At 42.9% G+C, this 22,305-nt stretch carries 22 protein-coding genes and 1 riboswitch; of the genes, 14 read left to right on the forward strand and 8 right to left on the reverse strand.

The window, feature by feature from the left end; all coding sequences use genetic code 11:
* Positions 1-21 precede the first annotated feature (21 nt).
* Positions 22-229, forward strand: a riboswitch (cobalamin riboswitch).
* Between the two features lie 128 nt (positions 230-357).
* From AC57BQ_RS07325 to AC57BQ_RS07340, 4 genes are all read left to right on the forward strand, one after another.
* On the forward strand, positions 358-2,310 hold the full coding sequence (locus AC57BQ_RS07325; RefSeq protein WP_496405651.1) for a TonB-dependent receptor plug domain-containing protein: 1,953 nt from the start codon (positions 358-360) through the stop codon (positions 2,308-2,310).
* Between the two features lie 52 nt (positions 2,311-2,362).
* Positions 2,363-2,941: a DUF6580 family putative transport protein gene (locus AC57BQ_RS07330; RefSeq protein WP_496405652.1), complete on the forward strand. Its 579-nt coding sequence runs from the start codon at positions 2,363-2,365 to the stop codon at positions 2,939-2,941.
* Between the two features lie 78 nt (positions 2,942-3,019).
* A complete protein-coding gene (locus AC57BQ_RS07335; protein WP_496405653.1) occupies positions 3,020-3,709 on the forward strand; it encodes an SIR2 family NAD-dependent protein deacylase in 690 nt (229 codons plus the stop codon).
* A gap of 286 nt (positions 3,710-3,995) precedes the next feature.
* Positions 3,996-4,712, forward strand: coding sequence for a Dph6-related ATP pyrophosphatase (locus AC57BQ_RS07340; protein WP_496405654.1), 717 nt, complete (start codon positions 3,996-3,998; stop codon positions 4,710-4,712).
* Between the two features lie 225 nt (positions 4,713-4,937).
* Here AC57BQ_RS07340 and AC57BQ_RS07345 read toward each other — a convergent pair whose 3' ends face one another.
* A complete protein-coding gene (locus AC57BQ_RS07345) occupies positions 4,938-5,186 on the reverse strand; it encodes a hypothetical protein (protein WP_496405655.1) in 249 nt (82 codons plus the stop codon).
* Between the two features lie 125 nt (positions 5,187-5,311).
* Positions 5,312-6,061 carry a DUF3291 domain-containing protein gene (locus tag AC57BQ_RS07350; RefSeq protein ID WP_496405656.1) on the reverse strand — a complete coding sequence of 250 codons (750 nt, stop codon included), beginning with the start codon at positions 6,059-6,061 and terminating at the stop codon, positions 5,312-5,314.
* Positions 6,062-6,588: 527 nt separating this feature from the next.
* On the opposite strand from AC57BQ_RS07350, the gene AC57BQ_RS07355 reads away from it, so the two are divergent.
* The 6 genes from AC57BQ_RS07355 (at position 6,589) to AC57BQ_RS07380 (ending at position 11,692) form a co-directional block, all read left to right on the forward strand.
* Complete coding sequence (locus AC57BQ_RS07355) at positions 6,589-7,068, forward strand: GAF domain-containing protein (RefSeq protein ID WP_496405657.1); 480 nt, start codon at positions 6,589-6,591, stop codon at positions 7,066-7,068.
* The gene (locus AC57BQ_RS07360; protein WP_496405658.1) at positions 7,065-7,712 is read left to right on the forward strand and encodes an alpha/beta fold hydrolase; all 648 of its coding nucleotides are present in this window, start codon (positions 7,065-7,067) and stop codon (positions 7,710-7,712) included. Before AC57BQ_RS07355 ends, AC57BQ_RS07360 begins: the two co-directional genes overlap by 4 nt.
* Positions 7,709-8,311 carry a DNA-3-methyladenine glycosylase gene (locus AC57BQ_RS07365; RefSeq protein ID WP_496405659.1) on the forward strand — a complete coding sequence of 201 codons (603 nt, stop codon included), beginning with the start codon at positions 7,709-7,711 and terminating at the stop codon, positions 8,309-8,311. The genes AC57BQ_RS07360 and AC57BQ_RS07365 overlap by 4 nt, the downstream gene beginning before the upstream one ends.
* Positions 8,312-8,532: 221 nt before the next feature.
* A complete protein-coding gene (kynU, locus tag AC57BQ_RS07370) occupies positions 8,533-9,810 on the forward strand; it encodes a kynureninase (protein WP_496405660.1) in 1,278 nt (425 codons plus the stop codon).
* A gap of 118 nt (positions 9,811-9,928) precedes the next feature.
* Positions 9,929-10,783, forward strand: a complete 855-nt coding sequence (locus AC57BQ_RS07375; protein ID WP_496405661.1) for a bestrophin family protein — start codon at positions 9,929-9,931, stop codon at positions 10,781-10,783.
* Positions 10,784-10,789: 6 nt separating this feature from the next.
* A complete protein-coding gene (locus AC57BQ_RS07380; protein ID WP_496405662.1) occupies positions 10,790-11,692 on the forward strand; it encodes a histone deacetylase family protein in 903 nt (300 codons plus the stop codon).
* Here the strand turns inward: AC57BQ_RS07380 and AC57BQ_RS07385 are convergent.
* From AC57BQ_RS07385 to AC57BQ_RS07400, 4 genes are all read right to left on the reverse strand, one after another.
* Positions 11,689-13,071: an MATE family efflux transporter gene (locus AC57BQ_RS07385; protein WP_496405663.1), complete on the reverse strand. Its 1,383-nt coding sequence runs from the start codon at positions 13,069-13,071 to the stop codon at positions 11,689-11,691. The two genes, AC57BQ_RS07380 and AC57BQ_RS07385, sit on opposite strands and share 4 nt — an antisense overlap.
* A gap of 159 nt (positions 13,072-13,230) precedes the next feature.
* On the reverse strand, positions 13,231-13,860 hold the full coding sequence (locus AC57BQ_RS07390) for an RNA-binding domain-containing protein (protein ID WP_496405664.1): 630 nt from the start codon (positions 13,858-13,860) through the stop codon (positions 13,231-13,233).
* 31 nt (positions 13,861-13,891) lie between these two features.
* The gene (locus AC57BQ_RS07395) at positions 13,892-14,350 is read right to left on the reverse strand and encodes a GNAT family N-acetyltransferase (protein ID WP_496405665.1); all 459 of its coding nucleotides are present in this window, start codon (positions 14,348-14,350) and stop codon (positions 13,892-13,894) included.
* Between the two features lie 10 nt (positions 14,351-14,360).
* A complete protein-coding gene (locus AC57BQ_RS07400) occupies positions 14,361-14,804 on the reverse strand; it encodes a DUF4442 domain-containing protein (RefSeq protein WP_496405666.1) in 444 nt (147 codons plus the stop codon).
* A 203-nt stretch (positions 14,805-15,007) separates the two neighbouring features.
* Here AC57BQ_RS07400 and AC57BQ_RS07405 point away from each other — a divergent pair, with 203 nt between their 5' ends.
* Positions 15,008-15,220 (forward strand): hypothetical protein, encoded by a 213-nt coding sequence (locus AC57BQ_RS07405; RefSeq protein ID WP_496405667.1) that lies wholly within the window; start codon positions 15,008-15,010, stop codon positions 15,218-15,220.
* A gap of 51 nt (positions 15,221-15,271) precedes the next feature.
* Here the strand turns inward: AC57BQ_RS07405 and AC57BQ_RS07410 are convergent, their stop codons facing one another.
* The gene (locus AC57BQ_RS07410; RefSeq protein ID WP_496405668.1) at positions 15,272-16,066 is read right to left on the reverse strand and encodes an SDR family NAD(P)-dependent oxidoreductase; all 795 of its coding nucleotides are present in this window, start codon (positions 16,064-16,066) and stop codon (positions 15,272-15,274) included.
* A gap of 226 nt (positions 16,067-16,292) precedes the next feature.
* Between AC57BQ_RS07410 and AC57BQ_RS07415 the strand changes: the two genes are divergently transcribed.
* The 3 genes from AC57BQ_RS07415 to AC57BQ_RS07425 all read left to right on the forward strand — a co-directional run bounded on the left by AC57BQ_RS07415 (position 16,293) and on the right by AC57BQ_RS07425 (position 21,827).
* On the forward strand, positions 16,293-17,285 hold the full coding sequence (locus tag AC57BQ_RS07415; RefSeq protein ID WP_496405669.1) for a quinone oxidoreductase family protein: 993 nt from the start codon (positions 16,293-16,295) through the stop codon (positions 17,283-17,285).
* A 160-nt stretch (positions 17,286-17,445) separates the two neighbouring features.
* Positions 17,446-19,587 (forward strand): alpha-N-acetylglucosaminidase, encoded by a 2,142-nt coding sequence (locus tag AC57BQ_RS07420; protein WP_496405670.1) that lies wholly within the window; start codon positions 17,446-17,448, stop codon positions 19,585-19,587.
* A 623-nt stretch (positions 19,588-20,210) separates the two neighbouring features.
* Positions 20,211-21,827 carry an RICIN domain-containing protein gene (locus AC57BQ_RS07425; protein WP_496405671.1) on the forward strand — a complete coding sequence of 539 codons (1,617 nt, stop codon included), beginning with the start codon at positions 20,211-20,213 and terminating at the stop codon, positions 21,825-21,827.
* Between the two features lie 87 nt (positions 21,828-21,914).
* Here AC57BQ_RS07425 and AC57BQ_RS07430 read toward each other — a convergent pair whose 3' ends face one another.
* The gene (locus AC57BQ_RS07430) at positions 21,915-22,298 is read right to left on the reverse strand and encodes a nuclear transport factor 2 family protein (RefSeq protein ID WP_496405672.1); all 384 of its coding nucleotides are present in this window, start codon (positions 22,296-22,298) and stop codon (positions 21,915-21,917) included.
* Between the last annotated feature and the right edge of the window lie 7 nt (positions 22,299-22,305).

Consider the following 22,305-nt stretch of genomic DNA (forward strand, 5'->3'; position numbering starts at 1 on the left):
TGTGGTTGTTAATACTTATCCTACTTTTGTTGCGCTTTAGGTTTCATATGGTTTATTCCCATAAATGAATTAAAAGGGAATACGGTGAAGAATCCGTAACTGTCCCGCAGCTGTAAGCTCTTTAACCATTGTCCATTCTTATTGCCACTGTCCTTGAAATAAAAGAGGATGGGAAGGCAGGACAACGTGGGGAGTAAGTCAGAACACCTGCCCAGGCACTTATATTATTCACAGCTTTCGGGGATTGAAGCTTGAATGTGAATGCTCTTCGTTTAGCGTATTTTCATTTGACTGATTCGTAGCTGTTGTATAATGTAAGTTGATAGCAAACATTATTTAATTATTATATCAGGTTATATGAAGAAAATTTACTTTAAAAGTATTTTAGGAGTTGGACTATTGCATACTACTTTGCTGGCGGCTACGGTGCAGGCACAGGATACTACCCGTTTGCTAAATAACGTAGTAGTTACCGCCACCCGCTCACCCAAAAAGCTGTCGGATATTGGTAGGGTAGTTACAGTAATCTCAGCCAAACAGATCAGCCAATCACAGGGAAAATCGTTGCCGCAGTTATTAAATACGGTGGCCGGTCTGTCATTTCCCGGAGCTCAGAATGCGCCGGGTATCGCTACCTCAATTTTTCTCCGAGGCGCTTCTACAGGAAATACGTTGATTTTGGTTGATGGCTTCCCGGTAAACAACGCCTCAGGTATAGATGGTAGTTATGATCTGAATGCTTTTTCATTGGATATGATAGACCATATCGAAATTCTAAAAGGAAGCGAATCAACCTTATATGGTTCAGACGCGGTAGCTGGTGTTATCAATATCATTACTAAAAAAGCAATGGGCCAGGGACTTAAAGGTAGCTTGCAATTAATGGGCGGTAGTTATAATACCTTCAAAGAGTCGGCATCTTTAAATGGAACTGTAAATAGAACTGGGATAGCTGTTAATATTTCCAATTCCGATTCCAGAGGTTTTGCAGCAGCAACAGATACAACAGGCAAAGGCAATTTTAAAAAAGATGGCTTTCATCAGCGCTCTGCAAGTATCAATATCAACCAGGCGATTTCCAGTAAATTTAGCCTGAATGGAAATCTGCAAACAAGTTATACATCGGGTGATTTGCCTTATGGAGCATTTACCGACGATCAAAATTACACCTATAATAACACGTTTTTATTTGGTGGAGTAGGAGCTAAACTCCTATTGCCCAAAGGAACATTGAATTTCAAGGTATCACAAAATACAGTTTGGAATAATTTTAAAAACTGGCCTACCGACAATGATTCTACACATCAGGTAACTAAAAATATAGGGCGAATTACCAATGCCGAAGTTGTTTTAAACCAGGAATTGGGCAGATATTTTGATATTACCAGTGGAGCAAGTTTTAAGTATAGCAACACTACGCAATATAGTTTATATGAATCAACTGGCTATCACCCGGGTGCCAGTACCATTGCTGATGATTTAGCTCATAATAATATATTCAGCGCTTATACCTCCCTGTTTTTTAAGAGTGACATTTTCCACATGGAATTGGGTGGACGATATAACCACCATAGTACTTATGGCGATAATTTTACCTATACCATCAACCCGTCTTTGTTCCTGGCCGACCAATTTAAAATTTTCGGGTCAATAGCTTCGGCTTATAAATCACCAACATTGTATCAATTATACTCTCAGTACGGTAATTTAAAGCTAAAACCTGAAACTACTACATCATACGAGGCCGGTTTCGATTGGGAGATCGTAAGAGGCGCTCTGACATTCAATACCCAATTTTATAAACGCAATGCCAAAGATGTGATCTATTTCTTTACAGAGTCTGTTTCTCCTTTTGCTTCTTTTTATCAAAATGGTCAGTTTCAAAAAGATAAAGGCTTTGAGAGCGAATTGAATTATCATTCCCGCTATTTTAACGCTTCCGCTTATTATTCTTATGTAACCGGCAAGCTAACGGATGAAAACGGTCTACAAACAGCTAATCTTTACCGGAGGCCAAAAAGCACATTCGGGCTTAATTTTACCTATCAGGTTATTGATGATTTCTCCTTTGGTGTAAATTACAAATATACCGGTAACCGTACCGATCAAAACTTTGCTACTTATCCCTCTACCATAGTTACTTTAAAACACTATAATCTGGCCGACTTACATCTGGAGTTAAAGGCAACCAAGAATTTGCGTGTGTTTGGTGATTTAAATAACGTATTAGATCAGAAGTATACCGACTGGCTGGGCTACAATACCATGGGTATCAATTTTATGCTTGGAGCTAAATACCAGTTTAATTAACGGCTTTTTATTTAGTACATTTATAAGTAATTTTACGGCATAAATTTGAATCATGAACTCAAAAGATAATACAACCCGCAATATTGTGCTGATACTAACCATTGTAGTGGTGGCTGCATTTAGATTGCTTGCCTACAAGTATAAGGATCTGAGTAATTTTAATCCTGTAGGAGCTATTGCACTGTTTGGTGGCGCATACTTTACCAGTAAATGGAAGAGCTATGTTACCGTATTACTTGCCTTGTTTACTACCGACGTTATTCTTAACTATTTATATACCTCCAAGATAACGATATGGTATGAAGGTATTATAGGAGTATATGTGAGTTTTGCACTGATGGTACTTTTAGGTACTATGATAAAAAAGGTACGTGTAGTAAATGTACTTTTAGCTTCATTAGCATCGGTTTTGATACATTGGTTAATTACCGATCTGCCATGGCTTTATACAACATCTAATCTTTACCCGCATACCTTGGCCGGTTATGGCACATCATTAGTAAATGCTATTCCGTTTGAGTATAACATGATCTATGGTAACCTGGTGTTTGGGCTTATTTTATTTGGCGGCTTTGAACTGGCTAAAACCAGATACAGCTTTTTACGCACAAAAAAACAACTGGCACTTTAAGCTAAATAACTAATACAGAAAAGCGATTTGCCACCAGGGCAGGTCGCTTTTTTTATGGATATATAATTTTAGATACCAATGAAGAAACTGGTAGTATTAACAGGGGCAGGCATCAGCGCTGAGAGTGGTTTAAAGACCTTCAGGGACAGCGACGGGCTATGGGAGGGTTACAATATAGAAGACGTGGCTACACCGCAGGCATGGCAGCGTAATCCGGCTATAGTACAGCAGTTTTATAACGAGCGCCGCAAATCTGTGCTCGAGGCCAAACCCAATGCCGCCCATTACGCCCTGGCTCAACTCGAAGCAAGATACCAGGTAACCATCATCACCCAAAATATAGATGATCTGCACGAACGCGCGGGTTCCACTAATGTAATGCACCTGCATGGTATTATTACCCGTTCGCAGTCAAGTATCGACCCTGAGCTTACTTACCCCATTGACGGCTGGGAGATCAGGATGAATGAAGTATGCGAATTAGGCTCTCCCCTGAGGGCTCATGTGGTTTGGTTTGGCGAGGATGTACCTATGATAGGTCCCGCGGCGCGTATTTGTGCCGACGCGGATATTTTTATGCTTGTAGGTTCATCTTTGGCAGTATATCCAGCTGCCGGACTGATCAGCTATGTGCGTCCGGAGATCCCGAGATATATTATCGATCCAAAGATACCGGATGTAAGTGTGAGGGGCCAATTGATCAAAATACAGGAGAGGGCTACAGTGGGTGTGCCCACATTAGTTGATCAGCTTTTGAAAAAACAGTAATTCAAAGGGTAGAGCGGGCCCTCTGAAATTGGGTTTACATGGTTTACATAATTTATGGTTTACATTTGTTTATTTAATTGATAGTCAAATAGTTAATTTTTATTTTCGTCAAATATTGGGTTTACAGTGTAAACCATAATATTCTCTGCGAAATACCATTGGGAACAAGGGTTTTTGGAATATAGACTTTGGGAACAAAGAACAAGGACTTTGAGAACAAGCATCCAAGGATAAACACAATGAAGACATTTCAAAAATCCTTGCTCCATATATAAATCGTTAATTAATGAAAAAGTGCATATTCAATTGGAGCGGGGGCAAGGACAGCGCCTTAGCATTATACCATTGCCTGCAAAACCCCGATCTGGAGATCAAATACCTGGTTACGACCATCAATGATGCCGTCGACAGGATATCTATGCACGGTGTGCGTACGGAGCTCCTGATCAAACAGGCCGAAAGTATAGGCATACCTTTATATCAGATCAGGCTCCCCGAAATGCCGGGCATGCAGGAGTATGATGAGGTAATGCACCGGCACCTGACACATTTTAAGAACGAGGGTATCACCCATGCCATTTTTGGTGATATATTTTTAGAGGACCTGAAAGCTTACCGCGATGCCCGCATGAGCGAGGTCGGGTTATTGGGGATATACCCCTTATGGAAACGCGATACCAGCGAATTGATCAGCGAGTTTTTAACTCTTGGTTTTGGTACCGTTATAGCCTGCACCCAGGAGCGCCTGGAACGCATAGTAGGGAAGGAGATCAGTCGGGAGCTGATAGATGCACTACCAGACGATGTAGACGTTTGTGGTGAGAACGGCGAGTTTCACACCTTTACTTTTAAGGGGCCTATTTTTAAAAATACCATACCTTATAAAACGGGGGTGAAGATTTTTAAAGAATACAAAGCACCCCAAAATGCCGACGATTCCTGTGTTTCGCCATCAGACCCAAAACGTTCCGGATTTTGGTATTGCGACCTTATTTTGGCCTGACTTCCCATTTATTTGGCAAAATAGCTCACAAGATATAATTTTTTATATAGTTATAACTAATTATATAACAGTTACTTATTTATAAAATATAAAGTAATTATCCAATTATACAGAAATAATAAATTGTTTTTAGCCCTGAAATGACCAATTTGGCAGAATAAAATTCTGTTTTTAAGCTAATATAAAATTAAGTGACTGTACTTTAGGTAGTTATGAGTTATTTGATTAGTAGTTATACCGGTAGTAAGATTCTTTAAAGTCTGTTCGCATTTGGGTGAAGCGAGTGCCTACCTTTTTTAAAAACTCTTCATCGAGCAATTCAAAAACGCTGTTCACGCCATCAGTCAAATCCATTTCGGGGATCTTGTAACTCTGCTCCAGGGCACCTTGCTCTATCTTCACAATAAACTTTTGGTTCATGTTCAGAATGGATATTTTAAAATCAGGGTGCGGTAGTTCGGCAATAATTCTCATTTTATTAATTAGTGAATTTTGATTTATTGAATTAGTGAATTATATAATGAGCAAAGATTATTGGATTATTGGATCAAGGATCTTTGAATGAAACGCCTTTGTTATTCTGTCTTTTATCCATACTCCTAAAGTCCTTGTTCTTTGCTCTCCAAATCCTTGTTCTTTGTTCCCTGAATCCTTGCTCCCAAAATCCCCAAAGGATCTTTTCCATGGAGCGATCCAAAGCTTTCCAGTAGTTTGAACCTGGCGAAAAGCTCTTCGCTGTACCAGTTCTCGCTTCGGGTAAGTTTGATCACCTCGGCGTGTTCGCGGCTTTTATAGGCGAAGGCTTTTACATCATCCAGGCTTTGCCAAACCGAAAAGGTGGCTTGCCGGTAAACCGGTGCTTCGCCTATACCAAACGAGGTGATGTAACCTGGCGCATTGGTCATTAGGTTAGCTACCTCATCCACATGCGACCAAAAGTTTTTCAACCGGTTCATTCTGATCGTAGCCCGGGTAAGCACAGCTATTGGGCCGGCATGGTCTTTTACTTCCGGGTTACCAAAAGGCTCTTTGCCATCCCATTTACCATGGCTTTGTAAAGGCTCACAGAGTACTGTCCAGCCTTCATAGCCCAATATCTTCCACCAGCTGGAAACAAAGGAGCTGGCCTGAAATCTGTCAAAATCTTCGCGGCTGTCCCAGCAAGCTAATAGTCCCCATTGTTGCCAGTCGGGTTGAAGATCAAAAGTACCGTTATGGCCCGAACCCAGCAACTTATAAAAGCTGCAGCCTTTTTGCAACCACATCGGCAGGCGGTGTATGGCTATGGCCAACAATGCAAAAGGGACAAAAAGTTTCCGGTATCTGACGATGGTAAGGCTAACGATCATGTTTCTGCTAAATAAAACATTAATTATAAAACCCTCGCCAAAAAACTTTTTAAACCTCAAATTTTAACACTTTTCTGATCAAAAACAGGATAAAAACGGATCGAAAATTATCCGTTTTAATAAAGTTTTAATTTCATTTTAGACTTTTAACAAATTTTTGATGGGTTTTGAAAGCTTTAAAAAGTATTAAAAAATTGATAGTTAAATAGCGACACGCCAAACGTTCGGTTTCGGAGAATCAGTAGCTCTAATCCAGCGTCATTGCGAGGCACGAAGCAATCTCTACTTAGGCAAGTCAACTATGCAAGTTTGCTCTGTACAGCTTAGAGATTACTTCGTGCCTCGCAATGACGCGTTTGTTATGAGGCTTCTCCACCCTCTTTGCCGCAAAGCGGGAGAGAGGGTCGCCCAGCGAAGCGTAGGCGGGGTGAGTCGATGCCACGCGCCAGATCGCACCTTTATCCAATTCAACCTAAATATGATATCCGGTTGATGCACTTTCTCCTACACATTGCTATTTTTGTATCATGGCAGAGGATTTAAACATAACCACATCAACCGATAAAACCGAACAATATACCACGCTTATCCCACAGATAGAGGCCTTGCTTTATGGCGAGCCCGACCTGGTGGCTAACCTGGCCAATGTGGCCGCGGCTTTAAAGGAGCAGTTTAAATGGTTTTGGGTAGGGTTTTACCTGGTTAAAAATAATGAACTGGTTTTAGGTCCTTTTCAGGGGCCTGTGGCTTGTACCCGCATAGGCTTGGGTAAAGGTGTTTGCGGCGCGGCATGGCAGCAGGCCAAAACATTGGTAGTGCCTGATGTGGAAGCTTTCCCGGGACATATCGCCTGCAGTTCGCTTTCACAATCGGAAATTGTAGTGCCTATATTTCATGATGGGGAAGTGGTTGCTGTTTTAGATGCGGATAGCGAATTGCTGGATCAGTTTGATGAAACCGATGCCTTGTACCTGGAGCAAATTGTAAAGCTGCTGAACTTTGCATGAGCAGGATCTACCTGATAGCTGGTCTGGGTGCTGATACCCGGGTTTATAACAATATCGACCTGCATGATCATGAAGTAATACCTGTTGACTGGATAGAACCACATCAATCAGATACTTTAAATACATATGCGCAAAAGCTTATCCATCAATATAATATACAACCAAATTCTGTCATTATTGGCAACTCTTTAGGTGGAATGATCGCCGTGGAGATGGCCAAGCAGATCCCTGTAAAAAAGGTGATCCTGATATCGAGTATCAAAACAAGTAAGGAGGCTCCACGGTATTTTAACTTTTTCCGCGGCTTACCTGTTTATAAGATTATCCCTGGAAAATGGGTCACCTCATTGGGTTTTATGATCAAGCCTTTATTCGGACACATGAGCGCCGAGGATGCCTGGCTGTTTAGTGATATGCTGAAAAACTCATCGCCCACTTTTGTAAAATGGGCCATGAAGGCAGTACTGCACTGGAAAAATGATGTTATCCCGCCAAATCTCTTTCATATCACCGGCGACAAGGACCTGGTGTTCTCATTTAAACGCATATCCGATGCTACCATTGTTAAGGGCGGCACCCATATCATGATATTTGATAAGGCAAAAGAGATCAATAAATTATTAAAAAGTATACTTAAAAAATGAAGTTACCCGAAGCGTTTTACCTGGGTACCGATGTGGTAGCTATCAGTAAAAGTTTATTAGGAAAGTATTTATTTACCTGTATTGATGGTATAACTACAGGTGGTTATATTGTTGAAACAGAAGCTTATAATGGTGCTGTTGATAAAGCGGCACACTCTTATGGTAACCGGATAACCCCGCGTACCAAAACCATGTTTATGCAGGGTGGCATCGCCTATGTATACCTGTGTTATGGCATCCATGAAATGTTCAATATTGTAACTTCGACAGAAGGGCATGCCCAGGCTATCCTGATTAGGGCGGTACATCCGACCGAAGGAATTGAGGCAATGCAGGTAAGGCGCAACATGCCGGTGCTTAAACCAACCATTACCGCCGGACCGGGTTCTGTTGCCAAAGCCCTGGGTATAACCCGAAATATTAACGCTATCAGTTTGCAAAGCGACACCCTCTGGCTGGAAGATCGGGGGCTGAATTTTACCGACGAGCAAATAACCGTAGGTCCGCGGATTGGCGTAGCCTATGCCGGCGAAGATGCGCTGCTGCCGTATCGCTTTTATGTTAAAGGCGATATTTATGTGAGTAAGCCGAATAAGTAGTGGTGAGTGGTGAGTCTTAGCAATCGCTTGGCTCCTGCCGAGTGATCAATATTACCCGGCCTCCGGCCGCTCGTTTAATTTGCTTGCTTAATTCGCAGGCCGGAGGCCTGTCGATAATCGTCACTCGGCAGGAGCCGAGCGACTGCGCGGGGGATGATACTAAATTAACCAATTCAGTAAATCAATAATTCAGTAAATCACTAATTAATTATCTTTGGCCGATGAACTATCAGAACAGTTTAGCATTTGCCTTGGAGCAGGATGGACTTGATCCGCTAAAAAATTTCAGGAGCCGCTTTTTAATTCCGCAACATCAGGGTGTCGACGCGGTTTATTTATGCGGCAATTCTTTAGGCCTGCAACCGGCTTCGGCAGGGAAATATATAGCCGACCAATTGAGCACCTGGCAAAATCTCGCGGTGGAGGGTTGGTTCCAGGGGGATGATCCCTGGCTTAATTATCATAAACAACTTTCATCGTCCATAGCCAGTATTGTTGGGGCGCTGGAAAGTGAAGTAACAGTAATGAATTCACTTACAGTAAATCTTCACTTACTGATGGTAAGTTTCTATAAACCAAATGGTAAACGATTTAAAATTATTATGGAAGGAGGGGCTTTTCCCTCAGATCAGTACGCGATGGAAAGTCAAACCCGCTTCCATGGCTTTGATCCAAAGGAGGCTATTGTCGAGATCTTTCCACGTAAAGGAGAGCTTACTTTGCGCACCGAAGATATCATTCAAACCATTAATGAACATGCTGATGAACTGGCGCTGGTGATGTTTGCCGGCATCAATTATTATACCGGGCAGCTGTTTGATATGGAGTCTATCGCCGCTGCGGCTCATAAAGCTGGCGCGTATGCAGGTTTTGATCTGGCACATGCTGCAGGTAACGTTCCATTAAAATTGCACGACTGGGGCGCTGATTTTGCCTGCTGGTGCTCGTATAAATATATGAACTCAGGTCCGGGTGGTATCAGTGGTGTTTTTGTGCATGAAAAGCATTTCGATAATCAGGAATTGGATCGCTTTGCGGGCTGGTGGGGTTACCGGGAAGATAAGCGCTTTTTGATGGCGCCGGGCTTTGAGGCGGCCAAAGGTGCTGATGGCTGGCAGGTAAGCACAAGCCCTATATTGCTCCTGGCTTTATTTAAGGCTTCTATGGCTATTTTTGATGATGCGGGCGGTATTGGTATTCTGCGAGAGAAAAGCGTGGCTTTAACGGGCTATATGGAGTTTTTGATAAATGAGTTGAATAGAGTGCAGGGCGAGGAGGTATTTAAGATCATTACACCAACAGATCCGCAGAAGCGGGGTTGCCAGTTATCGGTAGTTTGTAAGCGGGATGCCAAAGCCATTTTTCAATGCCTGGCCGATAACGGCGTAATAGGCGACTGGCGCGAACCCGATGTGATCAGGCTAAGCCCGGTGCCGCTTTACAACAGTTTTCAGGATGTTTATCAGGCTGTACAGCAAATGGCTGAAGCTTTAAAATAGTGATGCCTGAACGAGGGAAGGACCCCGAAAATTTTGAATTTTGAATTTTTCACATCTTTGTTGTTTTAATTAAGGTGTTCAAGGATGCTTAGCAGTTTTTACTTTTGACTTAACAAAAATGGTTTACTATAATCCAAAAGAGTGGTTTTCTTTTATTTTCAAGGTTAATAAGGCCGATACCATGCGGGAGTTGTTTCCGCTGATGCTGGCCGTGGGTGCATACGCTGGTATTGTTACTTACCTGCTGATAGATTTCTGGCATCTGCCGGATACCAGTCTGCTCCGGAAGGTGAGCTACATTCATCAAACCATTGGTTTTGTGTTTTCGTTATTGCTGGCTTTTCGTATCAACTCAGCGTATGACCGCTGGTGGGAAGGGCGTAAGATCTGGGGCAGCCTCACCAACAACAGCCGCAACCTGGCCATTAAACTGAAACACCTGGTTGGCGAAAATGACGCCGCGTTTTTTAACTATACCATACCGCTTTATGCCCGTGCGCTCCGGGATCATTTAAGGGATAAGTATGTACCCGAGGAATCCGGGTTTATTACTATCGATCCGCAAAAACATGTGCCTAACCAGGTAGCCTCTGCTATTATCGAAAACGTGTACAAGCTTAATAAAAGCGGTGTAATTAACCCGGAGCAATTGTTTAGCATTACGGCAGAAATAACTTCATTTACAGATATTTGTGGTGGTTGTGAACGGATCAAAAAAACACCTATTCCTTTTTCTTATAATGTGTTCATCAAAAAGTTCATCTTTACCTATATCATGACTTTGCCCTTTACCTGGGCCTTTGATCTAAAGTATTTTATTATACCCGTGATTGCTTTTGTATTGTTTGTTTTTGCCAGTATTGAACTATTGGCCGAAGAGATTGAAGACCCCTTTGGCTATGACGCGAACGACCTGCCGCTCGACAATATCTGTGAGAATATTCAGAAACATGTGGGGGAGATATTGGCTTAACTGGGTATGTTCAAGGTAGCTTACGACCCCATATACGCGCACCCACTTCCCGAAGGGCATCGTTTCCCGATGCTGAAGTACGAGCTGATACCGGCGCAATTGTTGCATGAAGGCGTGATCAGCCGTGAAAACCTGTTTTCGCCTGATATGCTGACGGAGGATATCATCCTGCAAACCCACGATCAGGATTACTGGCACCAGCTACGCGACCTGACCTTGCCGCTAAAAGAGCAGCGCCGCATTGGTTTTCCATTATCCGCCCGGTTAGTAGAGCGTGAGATCAGGATAGCTCAAGGAACTATTGATGGATGCAGGTTTGCTTTGGATAACCGCATCGCCTTTAATGTGGCCGGTGGTACGCATCATGCGGGCAGTAATTGGGGTGAAGGTTTTTGCTTATTGAATGATCAGGCTATTGCAGCTAACTGGTTATTAAATAATAACCTAGCGTCATCTATCTTAATCGTTGATTTAGATGTGCACCAGGGTAACGGCACTGCTCAGATCTTTGAAAACGAGCCACGGGTGTTCACTTTCTCGATGCATGGCGCAAACAATTTCCCTTCGCGCAAGGAAACATCTGATCTGGATATCCCGCTGGCAGATGGGGTTGAGGATGATGAATATTTAAGCATCCTGTACGATACTTTGCCCGGTTTGATCCAACAACAAAAGCCCGATTTTATATTCTACCTGTCGGGTGTTGATATCCTGGCTACCGACAAACTCGGTAAGCTGGCCCTCAGTAAAGAAGCCTGCAAAGCCCGCGACAAATTTGTGTTTGAGCAATGCATTGCCAATAACCTGCCGGTGCAGGTAAGCATGGGTGGTGGCTATTCGCCCCAGATCAAAGACATTGTGGAGGCGCATTGCAATACTTTTAAGATGGCAGCTGATCTGTATTTTTAATCCCTCGCCAATATCGGTATCGTATTATCGCGACGGTGCTTTTTGCTGATGATGTTAAAGCGGATAAATAACAACACTGAGGCTGTTGCCAATCCCAAAGTTAAACCATACCAAACACCGTTAACCCCCAGGTTAAGCTTGATGCCTAACAAGTAACCGACCGGTAAACCTACCACCCAGTACGCCAAAAATGTAAAAATGGTAGGGATGTTTACATCGCCCATGCCGCGAAGTATACCGAGGCCTACCACCTGGGCACCATCAAATAGTTGAAAGAATGCTGCGATGATAAGTAGCTGTGCTGCAATATCAATAACTGCCTGATCCGAAGTAATTATCCATGGTAACAGGTGCCTGCCAAAGGTAAATATCAGGGCCGTAACAGCCATAAATGCCAGCACAATATGATAGTTAGAGATAGCCGACAACCGGAGATTTTGATGATGACCTGCACCAAAATAGTTGCCTGATTTAATGGCCGCCCCGGCAGATATACCACTGGCCATCATGTAGGTCATGGCGGCCAGACTGATAGCAACCTGGTGCGCAGCCTGCTGATCGAGCCCGATAACACCTACCAAAATAGCAGCGCCACCAAAAGCGCTTACTTCAAACGTATACTGCAAAGCTACCGGCGCGCCGATCTTCATGATCTGGATACCCCGCAAGCGGTCGATATTTTTAATGGCAAAGCTTTTCAGGTACTGCTTAAATATAGGCGACCTTAAAACATATATAGCCATCACAATAGCCATCACGCAACGATCAATCAGGGTGCTATAACCTACACCTTTGATCCCCATGGGATGTACACCAAATAAGCCTTTTACAAAAATCACCCCAAGGCATATATTCAGTAAATTACCCCATATAGAAATGAGCATGGCTTGTTTGGTAAAGCCCAAGCCTTCGGCAAATTGCTTAAAGGTATTGAATATCAGCAACGGGATGAGTGATAAACTGAGCAGCAGCAGGTAAGGCTTAGCCTCTTTAACTACCTGCGGTGATTGATCCAGATGACCGATGAGCAGCATGGTACCAAAGTAGATACCTGCAAACAGCAGGATACCGCTCAGCATATTTAAAAATAAACTATTGGAAAGGAGCAGACCGCATTCTTTAAAATTTCCCCGACCATTATTTTGCGCGATGAGTGGTGTTAAGCCATAAGAGATACCCATGCCGATAACCAGCGGGGTCATGAAGAGACTATTCACCAGTGACACCGCGGCCAAAGAAACCGTACCTGCAAAATGGCCCACAATAATAGAATCGGACATTTGAACCAGCGTATGCCCCAGCTGTGATATCACTACAGGGATAGCCAGTTTAAGGCTTTCGCCATAATAAGGTTTGTATTTCAGGAAAACGCTTTTCATTTATTGAGGTACAGGAGAGCAGAAAGCTTAAGGCCGAAAGCCAAAAGCTGCATTGCTGATTATTAGCAAACTTAATATAAATATTTTACGCTCCGGGTCAATCGCCGGTAATAGTTTGAAGTTTTTGTAGCTTTCTGCCTTCGGCTTTTGGCTTTAAGCTTATGAACTTACCGTATAAAACTCTTCCTTTTCAGTGGTATTAATACGGATAAGGCCCGATAATATCAGATCGACAAGAATACGCTGAGCCCGTCGGCGACCAATCTTTAGCAGTTCGGCACACTCTTTAATGGTGATGCGGGTATTTAATTCGAGGTATTGCAACAGCGATTTTTCATTTTCGGAGTATTCAATCAATACGCCTTCATCGCTTGATGATCGTTTAAGCACTTCTAGCACAATTTTGCTGGCCAGTACGCTTTTGTCCTTCACCCTTACATAGGCCCACCATTTGCCGTCTTCGGCCAGGGCGTAGTGCGGTTTCAGGTCGCTTGCGGGGGTATCCACAACCAGTACCAGTTTGTCGTCGACATAAACTTCATCAAATACGGGTTCCAAGGCAGGCCTGGCAAACATGTGCGCCGCTTTGGTGATCATATAGCGCTCCTCGTCTTCAGATTTTACACCTTTAATACTACCGTCATCGGCAACGCCTATCAATAGCTTGCCACCCTTGTTGTTGGCAAAGGACACCATGGTACGGGCAATTTTTTCGCAGCTGGTAATTGTTTTTTTAAAGTCGAGTGTTACACCTTCGCCCTCAAATATCAATTTTTTGATATGGTTCATGTTAGCGCTGTTATCCTGTCTGTTAAACTGATTACTGAGGTTTAATATAGGGGGTATGTATTTCCATCCATCTTTCAGCATGGATTATTGGGGTAAACCCAAACTGGCCATACAGGCCCTGCGCATCAAGCGTAGCTAATGACCATCTTCTTAAGCCTTGCAGATCGGGGTGTTTAACAATGGTTTGCACCAACCATTTGGACAATCCTTTTTGACGGAATTCGGGCAAAATAAAAACATCACACAGATAGCCAAAAGTGGCATTGTCGGTAACTACCCGTGCAAAACCAGCCTGAACATCTTGCTGATAAACGCCAAAGCACATGGAATTGGCAATGCCCTTTTCCAACACATCGCGACGGATACCCTGCGACCAGTAGGAGTCGTCATTCAGATAATTAAAGATCACATCAACGTTTAGTAAGCTTTTATCGGTAGATATCAGGAAGCCTTTTTTGATAAAGACCTCATCGTTCATATATGTAGTCATTAAGATAGAATTATAAGCTTGTATTGGTAAAATTTAAATTGCGCAAATACACCTCGTTCATTACTGATACGCATATTTCGCCATCTTTATTGTAAATATCAATAGGGTGGTGTGCCATATATTTGCCTTCGGTGTTTAATATCATTTCTGCATGTTCAATTTCTGCGTCGGTTAAAGTGATCGAAAAATAAAGATCGGATGCGCCTGGTTTTAAATAATGTATGGATGATGATTTTGACCATACCTTTAATTTATACCCCTTTTGAATAAGCAACTGGTGAAACAATACCGGGTAAAACGGATCGGCAGCCGAAAAAATAGTGCCGCCGAAAATGGCATTGTTATAATTTTTATTCAGGATGCTTTTGATGATCCTAACCTGAACACCTTTAAATCCCTTATCAAATTTCACCACCCAGATACGCTGCAACAAAAGAGGAGGGTAGAGACGCATCGCCCACGTTAACATTCGTTCAGATACTACCATAGCCCTTAAATATCTGAAATTTATAAGAAATTAATTGCATTTGTTATGTAAAATTAGCTTTGGGCTTGCTCTTTGATTACCTGATAAAAATTTAACTTAAACAATATTGTTCATGTACGGTTAATAGTATGTCTGAACAAAAAATGACAACTAATTCAAATACAGATAAAATGAAAAAGCAAATTTTAAGTCTGGCACTTGTCGCGACGATGGTAGGTGCAATAGTAGCCGGTTGCAGTTCTTCAAAAACAACCAGCGGATCAGATAGCACCAGCACTGATACCTCAAAAATGGCCCCGGCGGCAACCGATACAACTAAAAAGGATACCTCCGCAAAACCCGACACAACTAAAAAAGACACCACCAAAAAACCTGTTCACTAAAACAGGTTGATCAATAATCCCCGGATGAGTTGCTCATCCGGGGTTTATTGATTAAAACGCGCTCTTGATAACACCACCGTCGGCCCTTAACAAAGCGCCATTGGTTGCTGATGACAGCGGACTTGCTATATAAGTAACCAGGTTGGCGATCTCATCACTTTCTGTAAAGCGCTGAATGATGGATGTGCCGCGCATGTTTTTAAAAAACTCCGTTTCCATTTGACCGGCGGTCAGGTTTTTCTCAGCTGCAAGCTTGTCAATAAAGCCGCCTACACCTTCAGAACGGGTAGGGCCCGGTAAAACAGAATTTACGGTTACGTTGGTACCTTTGGTCAATTCGGCCAGGCCACGTGCAATGGCTACCTGCGCTGTTTTGGTCATGCCGTAGTGGATCATTTCCTCAGGGATCTGTATGGCCGATTCGCTGGAGATGAAAATAATGCGGCCCCAGTTTTTTTGCAGCATTTGATCAAAATAAGCCCTGGAAAACCGTACACCGCTCAGCACGTTCACTTCATAAAATTTAAGCCAGTCTTCGTCGGTTATATCTTTAAATGCTTTGGGTTCAAAAATAGCTACGTTGTTGATCAGGATATCAACTTCGGGTAGTTTGCTGATGATTTGATCGATATCGCTCTTGTTGGCCATATCACCGGTCAGGCCGTATACTTCGTTGTTACCGGTGTCCTTTTTGATCTGGTCTACCGCGGCTTTAACACGCTCATCTGTACGACCGTTCACATATACTTTTACACCTTCGGTGGCTAATGATTTAGCTATGGCGTAACCAATACCAGCAGTTGAGCCGGTTACTAAAGCTACTTTGTTTTTTAGTTGAAGATCCATGTTTTTTCTATAGTTGAATTGATGATTAAAAGTACCCAATGTTTCGTCAGCATATATCATTACAAACAAAAGATGGAATGGTGCTGACAAAATTGAAATTCTTCATTGAATAGAAGAGCGAGTATTTATTTAAAACTGTGACAATCCGATTATAATAAATAATACCAATCGGTATATTTTTGTTTTCGTAAATGATCGGTTGATCATTTGAACAATAAAAACCAACATGAAAGCAATTCAATTTAAAGAATACGGAGCATATGAAACCCTTAAATTAGTTGATCTGGATATCCCGGAACTAAAAGAAGGACAGTTATTGGTTAAAATAACAATAGCCGCGGTTAACCCGGTAGATAATACAATCAGAAAAGGCTTGATACCGCTGGCTAAAAAGCCACCCATGGTTTTAGGAAATGAAGCCGCCGGGGTAATTGTAAAAGGTAACAACGAATTTCCGGAAGGGACAAGGGTTACAATTTCGCCCTTTTCACCAGATGGCTCGATCAGGGGGATCATCATCGACGGAACCTGGCAGGAATACCTGGCCTTATATCCGCAGGAAGTGATCAAAACGCCGGATCATGTATCGGATGAAGAAGCTGCCACATTTCCGGTAGCCTTTTTCTCGGCGCAGGCCAGCTTAAATAAAGGCGATTTTACCAACAGCAAAAGTGTATTGGCATTAGGAGCGGGTGGCGCTGTTGGTAATGCCGCTATTCAATTGGCATTAGCTTATGGCTCGCCCTTGGTGATCACTACGGCAGGATCCACTCAAAAGGCAGAAGCTGCACGATCTGCAGGTATCGAAAATATTATTGATCTGTCCAAAGAAACCATCAGTGAAGGGGTATTAAGAATAACAGAAGGAAAAGGGGTAGACCTGGTGATTGACAGCATCGGCGGAAATTTAACCGGAGAGGCGCTTCATTCCCTGGCCCGTAATGGCATATTGGTTACCATTGGTTACTCAGCAGGTACACAATTTACAGCCAATGTAACTGATTTTGTATGGAAGGGTTTACAAATGAGAGGACAAAGTCTTTCCGGATGGTTCAACGCCGAAGAACAAAAACAGGTATGGGATCAATTGCTGCCATTGTTGGCCGAAGGCAAAATAAAACCCATTGTGGCTAAAGTATTTGATATTGCTGATGCTGCCGAAGCACAGCGTTACTTAATTGAGGACAGGCCTTTTGGCAAAGTGCTTCTGAAGTTTTAAGAAGAGCTTGTTAGTCAAATAACAAGGTGTTTTGATAGAGGAGGGGGAGCTTTATTTATATAAGGTATCCCCCTTTATTTATAAATAGCAAACGTTTGTGTGAAGAAATATGATTGAAATACAAACCATTCACCGATCAGGATGATATCTTCATACTATAATGAAGAAGATATTTATACTGATAATAACTTGTTTGGCTTTTAGCCAGCTCCAGGCCCAGGAGTACAGCCAGGTTCAGCAATTGATTAACCGGCAATTTCCTTTTCTAAAAGGGAAGATACAATTCCAGAAGATAACGGCAAAAGATAAGGGGGATGCATTCAGGCTTTATCAGCATGGCTCTTCGTTACTTATCGAGGCCAATACGGTATCTGCCGCTGCTTACGCGGTAAATTATTACCTGAAAAACTATGGCCATATGTCGCTTTCGCACTATGGCGACAATTTGAAGCCTATAACGAAACTGCCCCTTGTTACCGATACCGTCAGTGTAAATACGCCTTTCCAAATCCGGTATGCATTAAATTATTGTACTTATAATTATACCTATAGCTTTTATAACTGGAAAGATTGGGAGCGCGAACTGGACTGGATGGCCCTTAACGGGGTGAATACTATGCTGGCTCCCATAGGGACAGAAAAGATATGGCAAAAGATGCTGACCAATTTGGGCTATACGGATAAAGAAATCCGCGCTTATATTCCGGGGCCGGGATTTAATGCCTGGTGGTTGATGGGTAATATGGAAGGCTGGGGAGGCCCGGTGAGCGATGGCATGATCAATAAATGGGTGCTTCTTCAACAAAAAATATTAAAACGGATGCAGGAGCTGGGTATTCAGCCCGTGTTGCAGGCATTCACTGGTTTGGTGCCGGATAATCTGGCCCTTAAATATCCAAAAGCCAAAATAGTACGGCAAGGTAAATGGGCAGGAGGTTTTCAACGCCCTGCATTTTTAGCCCCTTCGGATAGTTTGTTCATTAAAATGGCCCGTGAGTATTACACCGAAATGAAAGCGCTGTATGGCAATGATATCCACTATTTTGGCGGCGATCTGTTTCATGAAGGTGGCAAAGCGACGGGTATTGATGTTCCGGTTGCAGCAGGCGATATCCAGAAGATCATGCAGCAATATTATCCCAACAGTACCTGGGTTTTACAAGGCTGGCAAGACAATCCGCATAAAGAACTACTTGCGGGACTTAAAAAAGAAAATGTGCTGATTCTGGATTTAAAGGGAGAGGAGTTTAACGAATGGGAAAGCAGAAACGCTTTTGAGGGGACACCCTATGTTTGGGGTTCGGTTAACGACTGGGGCGGTAAGATCACCATGATCGGCGATCTGAAACGATTGGTGACTGAGCCACACCGGGCTTACCAATCGGCACAGGGTAAATGGATGAAAGGGATCGGTGTTATTCCTGAATCGATAACAGCCAATCCTGTTGCTTTTGATCTGGCATTGCAAACAGCCTGGTCGGAGCCTGGAACCGATATCGAAAATGTGATCAGAAAATATATAGGTTATCGTTACGGGGCCTATAATCAAGATGTTGATGAAGGCTGGAAGCTATTGCTCAATTCCTTATATGGTGTACCGGATTCCAAAGGAGCCGAGGCTATATTTTGCGCCCGGCCTTCAGAAAATGTAACTAATACATCAACCTGGGGATCTGATTCGACGCAGTACGATGCCCAGAAACCGGTAGAGGCATTACGGCTTTTCCGCAAGGCTGCAGTGCAGTTTCAAAACTCTGCGACTTATAAAGTTGATATGGTCGATCTGGCCAGGCAGGTGATGTCCAATCGGGGCAGGGTAGTATATGTCAATTGTATGAAAGCTTATAAGGCAAAGGATGAAGTAGCTTACCGTAAATGGAGAGATCTGTTCCTACAGATGATACGCCTGCAAAACGAATTATTAAATACCGAGCCCAATTTTATGCTGGGGCAATGGCTGGAGCAGGCTAAGGCTTATGGTATTACTCCGGAAGACAAAAAACTTTGCGAATGGAATGCCCGGGCACAAATAACTTACTGGGGGCCGGATGATAATCCGAAAACCGATCTGCACGAATACGCCAATAAAGAGTGGGGAGGGATGCTGGATAGTTTTTATCTGCATCGCTGGGAAATGTTTTTCCAGGAACTGGATAACCGGCTAAAAGGCCAACCCGCCACAACGGTTGACTATTTTACTTTCGAAAAGAACTGGGCCAGGCAGCAAAATAGCTATCCCACCAAAGGAACTGGTAATTTTTTAATGGAGGTTGATAAAGTAATCAAACTCATCGGCCAATAATAGGGCATTTTGATAGGGAAGGGGGGATATAGCTCATGATTAGGTATTTGTCCAAAAAGGCTGTCATGCTGAGCCTGTCGAAGCATGGTGGGGAGAGGTTTCTACCCTTCGACGGAGCTCAGGGTGACAGTCCTCCTTTCTATAAATAAACTATTATAATATGATGGAATATTTATGAATAACAAACGTTTGTGTTCTATTTTTCGCGGATAATCATGTATGTCTGAATTTTTGGTATATGGATATTCGGTATTAATAAATAGTTTTTGATAAATAATGGGTATTAGGCATTTATTTGAGCCCGGTTAAATAAAATCAAATTTGCTTTCCCGGCAATTAAAAGATTTAACACAAACGTTTGTGTTAAGAAAAGAAATGTTTCCCGAACATTTAATTTTTACCTTGTTGTTGTAAGCCAATAAATAGCTGAATATTAATTGATTGTATCGTGTTGTGGAAACATTGTTTTGTTTTCGCGTGTGTTGAATTTGGTTAAGCGTCATTGTTTAACTCCTGGTGATATACGGTCTGGATTTTAGGTATCCATTGGTTTGTAGAATCGTCTTTTTCTATGAATAACACATATTAAATATTAACAAACCAATTAAATTACCAGAATCACTATGAAAATGATGTTAAACAAACTCACAACAATTGTATTATTGTGCGGGGCTACGTTTGTTTGTTCCTGTAAAAAAGATCTGATCAGGACGCCGGTTAATGGAACGGATAAACCAGGATCGAATCTGCAGCCAAAGGTAATAAGCGGCGATTACACCTCAGAAAATGCTTACAGCCTGAATGTGGTTTATTTTGTGCCTTCAGACCGTACGGCCATTACCGATTATCAAACCCGCTTAAGTAAATTATTGCGCTGGGGGCAGGAGTTTTACCGGTCGAACATGATCCGTAACGGTTACAATTCAACGTTCGGTATGTTTGTGAAAACTGCTGATACCTCATCCGTTCGTATCGTCGTTATTAATGGGCAAAGTCCGGCAAGCTCCTATACTTATAGCAATAAGGGTACGGTTGAGCAGGAAATAAACAGTTATTTTACGGCTAATCCAAGCCTTAAGGCAAGTGACCATTATTTGGTTATTATGCCTGTGCCCGATATTAATGCTGCCGACGTGCCTTTTTACGGAACCGGCAGATTTTGCTACGCGCTGGATTATGCCAAATTTGATATCCAGTATATGGGCCAGGCAACAACCGACGGTAATTTGCTCACCAAATGGTTTGGTGGTATGATGCACGAGCTTGGTCACGGCTTAAACCTGCCGCACTCACACGAAACCAATACAGAACATACTACTTTAGGTACCAATTTGATGGGATCCGGAAATTATACGCTGGGTTCGGCACCTACATTTATAAACCGTGCGGGCAGCGCTATTTTAAATAATTGCCAGGTGTTCTCTAAAACTGTAAAAACATTTTATAATACATCTTCGGCATCATTGACCTCCTTAAACGGTAGCGTAAGCGGTGGAAATTTTATAGTTTCCGGAACTTTTACCACTACAGATGCCATTACCGCGGTTAATGTGTACCAGGACCCGGGACCTACCTATGGTGAGCCCAACAACAATTACGATGCTGTAGCCTGGTCGGTTAACCCTACAGGCAATTCATTTACGGTGACCATGCCTATTTCGGAGCTTCAGAATACTACGGGTAATTACGAGTTATTCATATCATTAATTATGAGTAACGGAAACCGGACTACGGTAGGTTATTTGTATAATTTCACCAATAATTTACCGGTGATCAACTTTAATTTTGATCAGACAACTGCACTGACCGATGGCATATATGAACTGAAAGCAGCCTGCGCACCCGGACGCAACCTGGATGTTACCAGTAGCGGAACGGCCAATGGTACCAACGTAGCGGTTTATACCGACGGAAACACCAGCAATCAGCGCTGGCAGGTAACCAGCCTGGGTAACGGATATTACAAACTCGCTCCGCAACATACCACCGGAAAAGTGCTTGACGTAACTGGTGGCAGCAGTGCTTCGGGTGCCAATGTGGATATTTACACAGATAGCGGTTCCAATGCGCAAAAATGGAAAATTGTGAGTGTAGGCTCTGGCTATTATAAATTACAGCCGGCCTGCGCGCCAACATTGTGCCTGGATGTTACCAGCGGAACAGATGCCAATAACAATGTGGAGATATATACAGATAATGGGGGAGGTGCGCAACAATGGCGATTTGAAAAGATCAATTGATCCATGAGTTAATTAATCTTATAAATAAAACGCGGCGCTTCTCCAATATTGGAGAGTCGCCGCGTTTTTTCTTGTCCCAATACAGCATCACGCAATCTGCTGAACCCATTGACTTCGCCAGGCCGGCGCCTCAAAGGAATCCGCGAAATACTGTGTTTCGTGCACCACTTTACCATCGCGGAACTCCATAATGCTCACGGTGTATGCTGATTGCTCCTGGTAGTTGATGGTGTATTCGGTGATCCAAAGATCGCCTTTCCCGATAATTCGCTTAACCTGGAAGCCCGAAGGTTTGCCCGGATGATGGCTCCGCAAGGCCTGCAAATTGTTTCGCCCGAGGATTCGCTCGCCCGACTGGGGATAGTCACAGATAGCATCGTCATGGTAAATATCATGTTCCGCGTTTACATCGCCCAAAGCCGATGCATGCCAGTGTGCGTTCAGGGCTTCGCGAATTTGTCCGTCTTCCATATTCTTG

The organism is Mucilaginibacter sp. BGA-UO-ETr-C110, from assembly GCF_059567985.1.

Bases quoted from the DNA above. Each gene is read 5' to 3' on its own strand.
- AC57BQ_RS07325 (WP_496405651.1), top strand. From the start codon at position 358: ATGAAGAAAATTTACTTTAAAAGTATTTTAGGAGTTGGACTATTGCAT.
- AC57BQ_RS07330 (WP_496405652.1), top strand. From the start codon at position 2,363: ATGAACTCAAAAGATAATACAACCCGCAATATTGTGCTGATACTAACC.
- AC57BQ_RS07335 (WP_496405653.1), top strand. From the start codon at position 3,020: ATGAAGAAACTGGTAGTATTAACAGGGGCAGGCATCAGCGCTGAGAGT.
- AC57BQ_RS07340 (WP_496405654.1), top strand. From the start codon at position 3,996: ATGAAAAAGTGCATATTCAATTGGAGCGGGGGCAAGGACAGCGCCTTA.
- AC57BQ_RS07345 (WP_496405655.1), bottom strand. From the start codon at position 5,186: ATGAGAATTATTGCCGAACTACCGCACCCTGATTTTAAAATATCCATT.
- AC57BQ_RS07350 (WP_496405656.1), bottom strand. From the start codon at position 6,061: ATGATCGTTAGCCTTACCATCGTCAGATACCGGAAACTTTTTGTCCCT.
- AC57BQ_RS07355 (WP_496405657.1), top strand. From the start codon at position 6,589: ATGGCAGAGGATTTAAACATAACCACATCAACCGATAAAACCGAACAA.
- AC57BQ_RS07360 (WP_496405658.1), top strand. From the start codon at position 7,065: ATGAGCAGGATCTACCTGATAGCTGGTCTGGGTGCTGATACCCGGGTT.
- AC57BQ_RS07365 (WP_496405659.1), top strand. From the start codon at position 7,709: ATGAAGTTACCCGAAGCGTTTTACCTGGGTACCGATGTGGTAGCTATC.
- kynU (WP_496405660.1), top strand. From the start codon at position 8,533: ATGAACTATCAGAACAGTTTAGCATTTGCCTTGGAGCAGGATGGACTT.
- AC57BQ_RS07375 (WP_496405661.1), top strand. From the start codon at position 9,929: ATGGTTTACTATAATCCAAAAGAGTGGTTTTCTTTTATTTTCAAGGTT.
- AC57BQ_RS07380 (WP_496405662.1), top strand. From the start codon at position 10,790: ATGTTCAAGGTAGCTTACGACCCCATATACGCGCACCCACTTCCCGAA.
- AC57BQ_RS07385 (WP_496405663.1), bottom strand. From the start codon at position 13,071: ATGAAAAGCGTTTTCCTGAAATACAAACCTTATTATGGCGAAAGCCTT.
- AC57BQ_RS07390 (WP_496405664.1), bottom strand. From the start codon at position 13,860: ATGAACCATATCAAAAAATTGATATTTGAGGGCGAAGGTGTAACACTC.
- AC57BQ_RS07395 (WP_496405665.1), bottom strand. From the start codon at position 14,350: ATGACTACATATATGAACGATGAGGTCTTTATCAAAAAAGGCTTCCTG.
- AC57BQ_RS07400 (WP_496405666.1), bottom strand. From the start codon at position 14,804: ATGCGTCTCTACCCTCCTCTTTTGTTGCAGCGTATCTGGGTGGTGAAA.
- AC57BQ_RS07405 (WP_496405667.1), top strand. From the start codon at position 15,008: ATGAAAAAGCAAATTTTAAGTCTGGCACTTGTCGCGACGATGGTAGGT.
- AC57BQ_RS07410 (WP_496405668.1), bottom strand. From the start codon at position 16,066: ATGGATCTTCAACTAAAAAACAAAGTAGCTTTAGTAACCGGCTCAACT.
- AC57BQ_RS07415 (WP_496405669.1), top strand. From the start codon at position 16,293: ATGAAAGCAATTCAATTTAAAGAATACGGAGCATATGAAACCCTTAAA.
- AC57BQ_RS07420 (WP_496405670.1), top strand. From the start codon at position 17,446: ATGAAGAAGATATTTATACTGATAATAACTTGTTTGGCTTTTAGCCAG.
- AC57BQ_RS07425 (WP_496405671.1), top strand. From the start codon at position 20,211: ATGAAAATGATGTTAAACAAACTCACAACAATTGTATTATTGTGCGGG.
- AC57BQ_RS07430 (WP_496405672.1), bottom strand. From the start codon at position 22,298: ATGGAAGACGGACAAATTCGCGAAGCCCTGAACGCACACTGGCATGCA.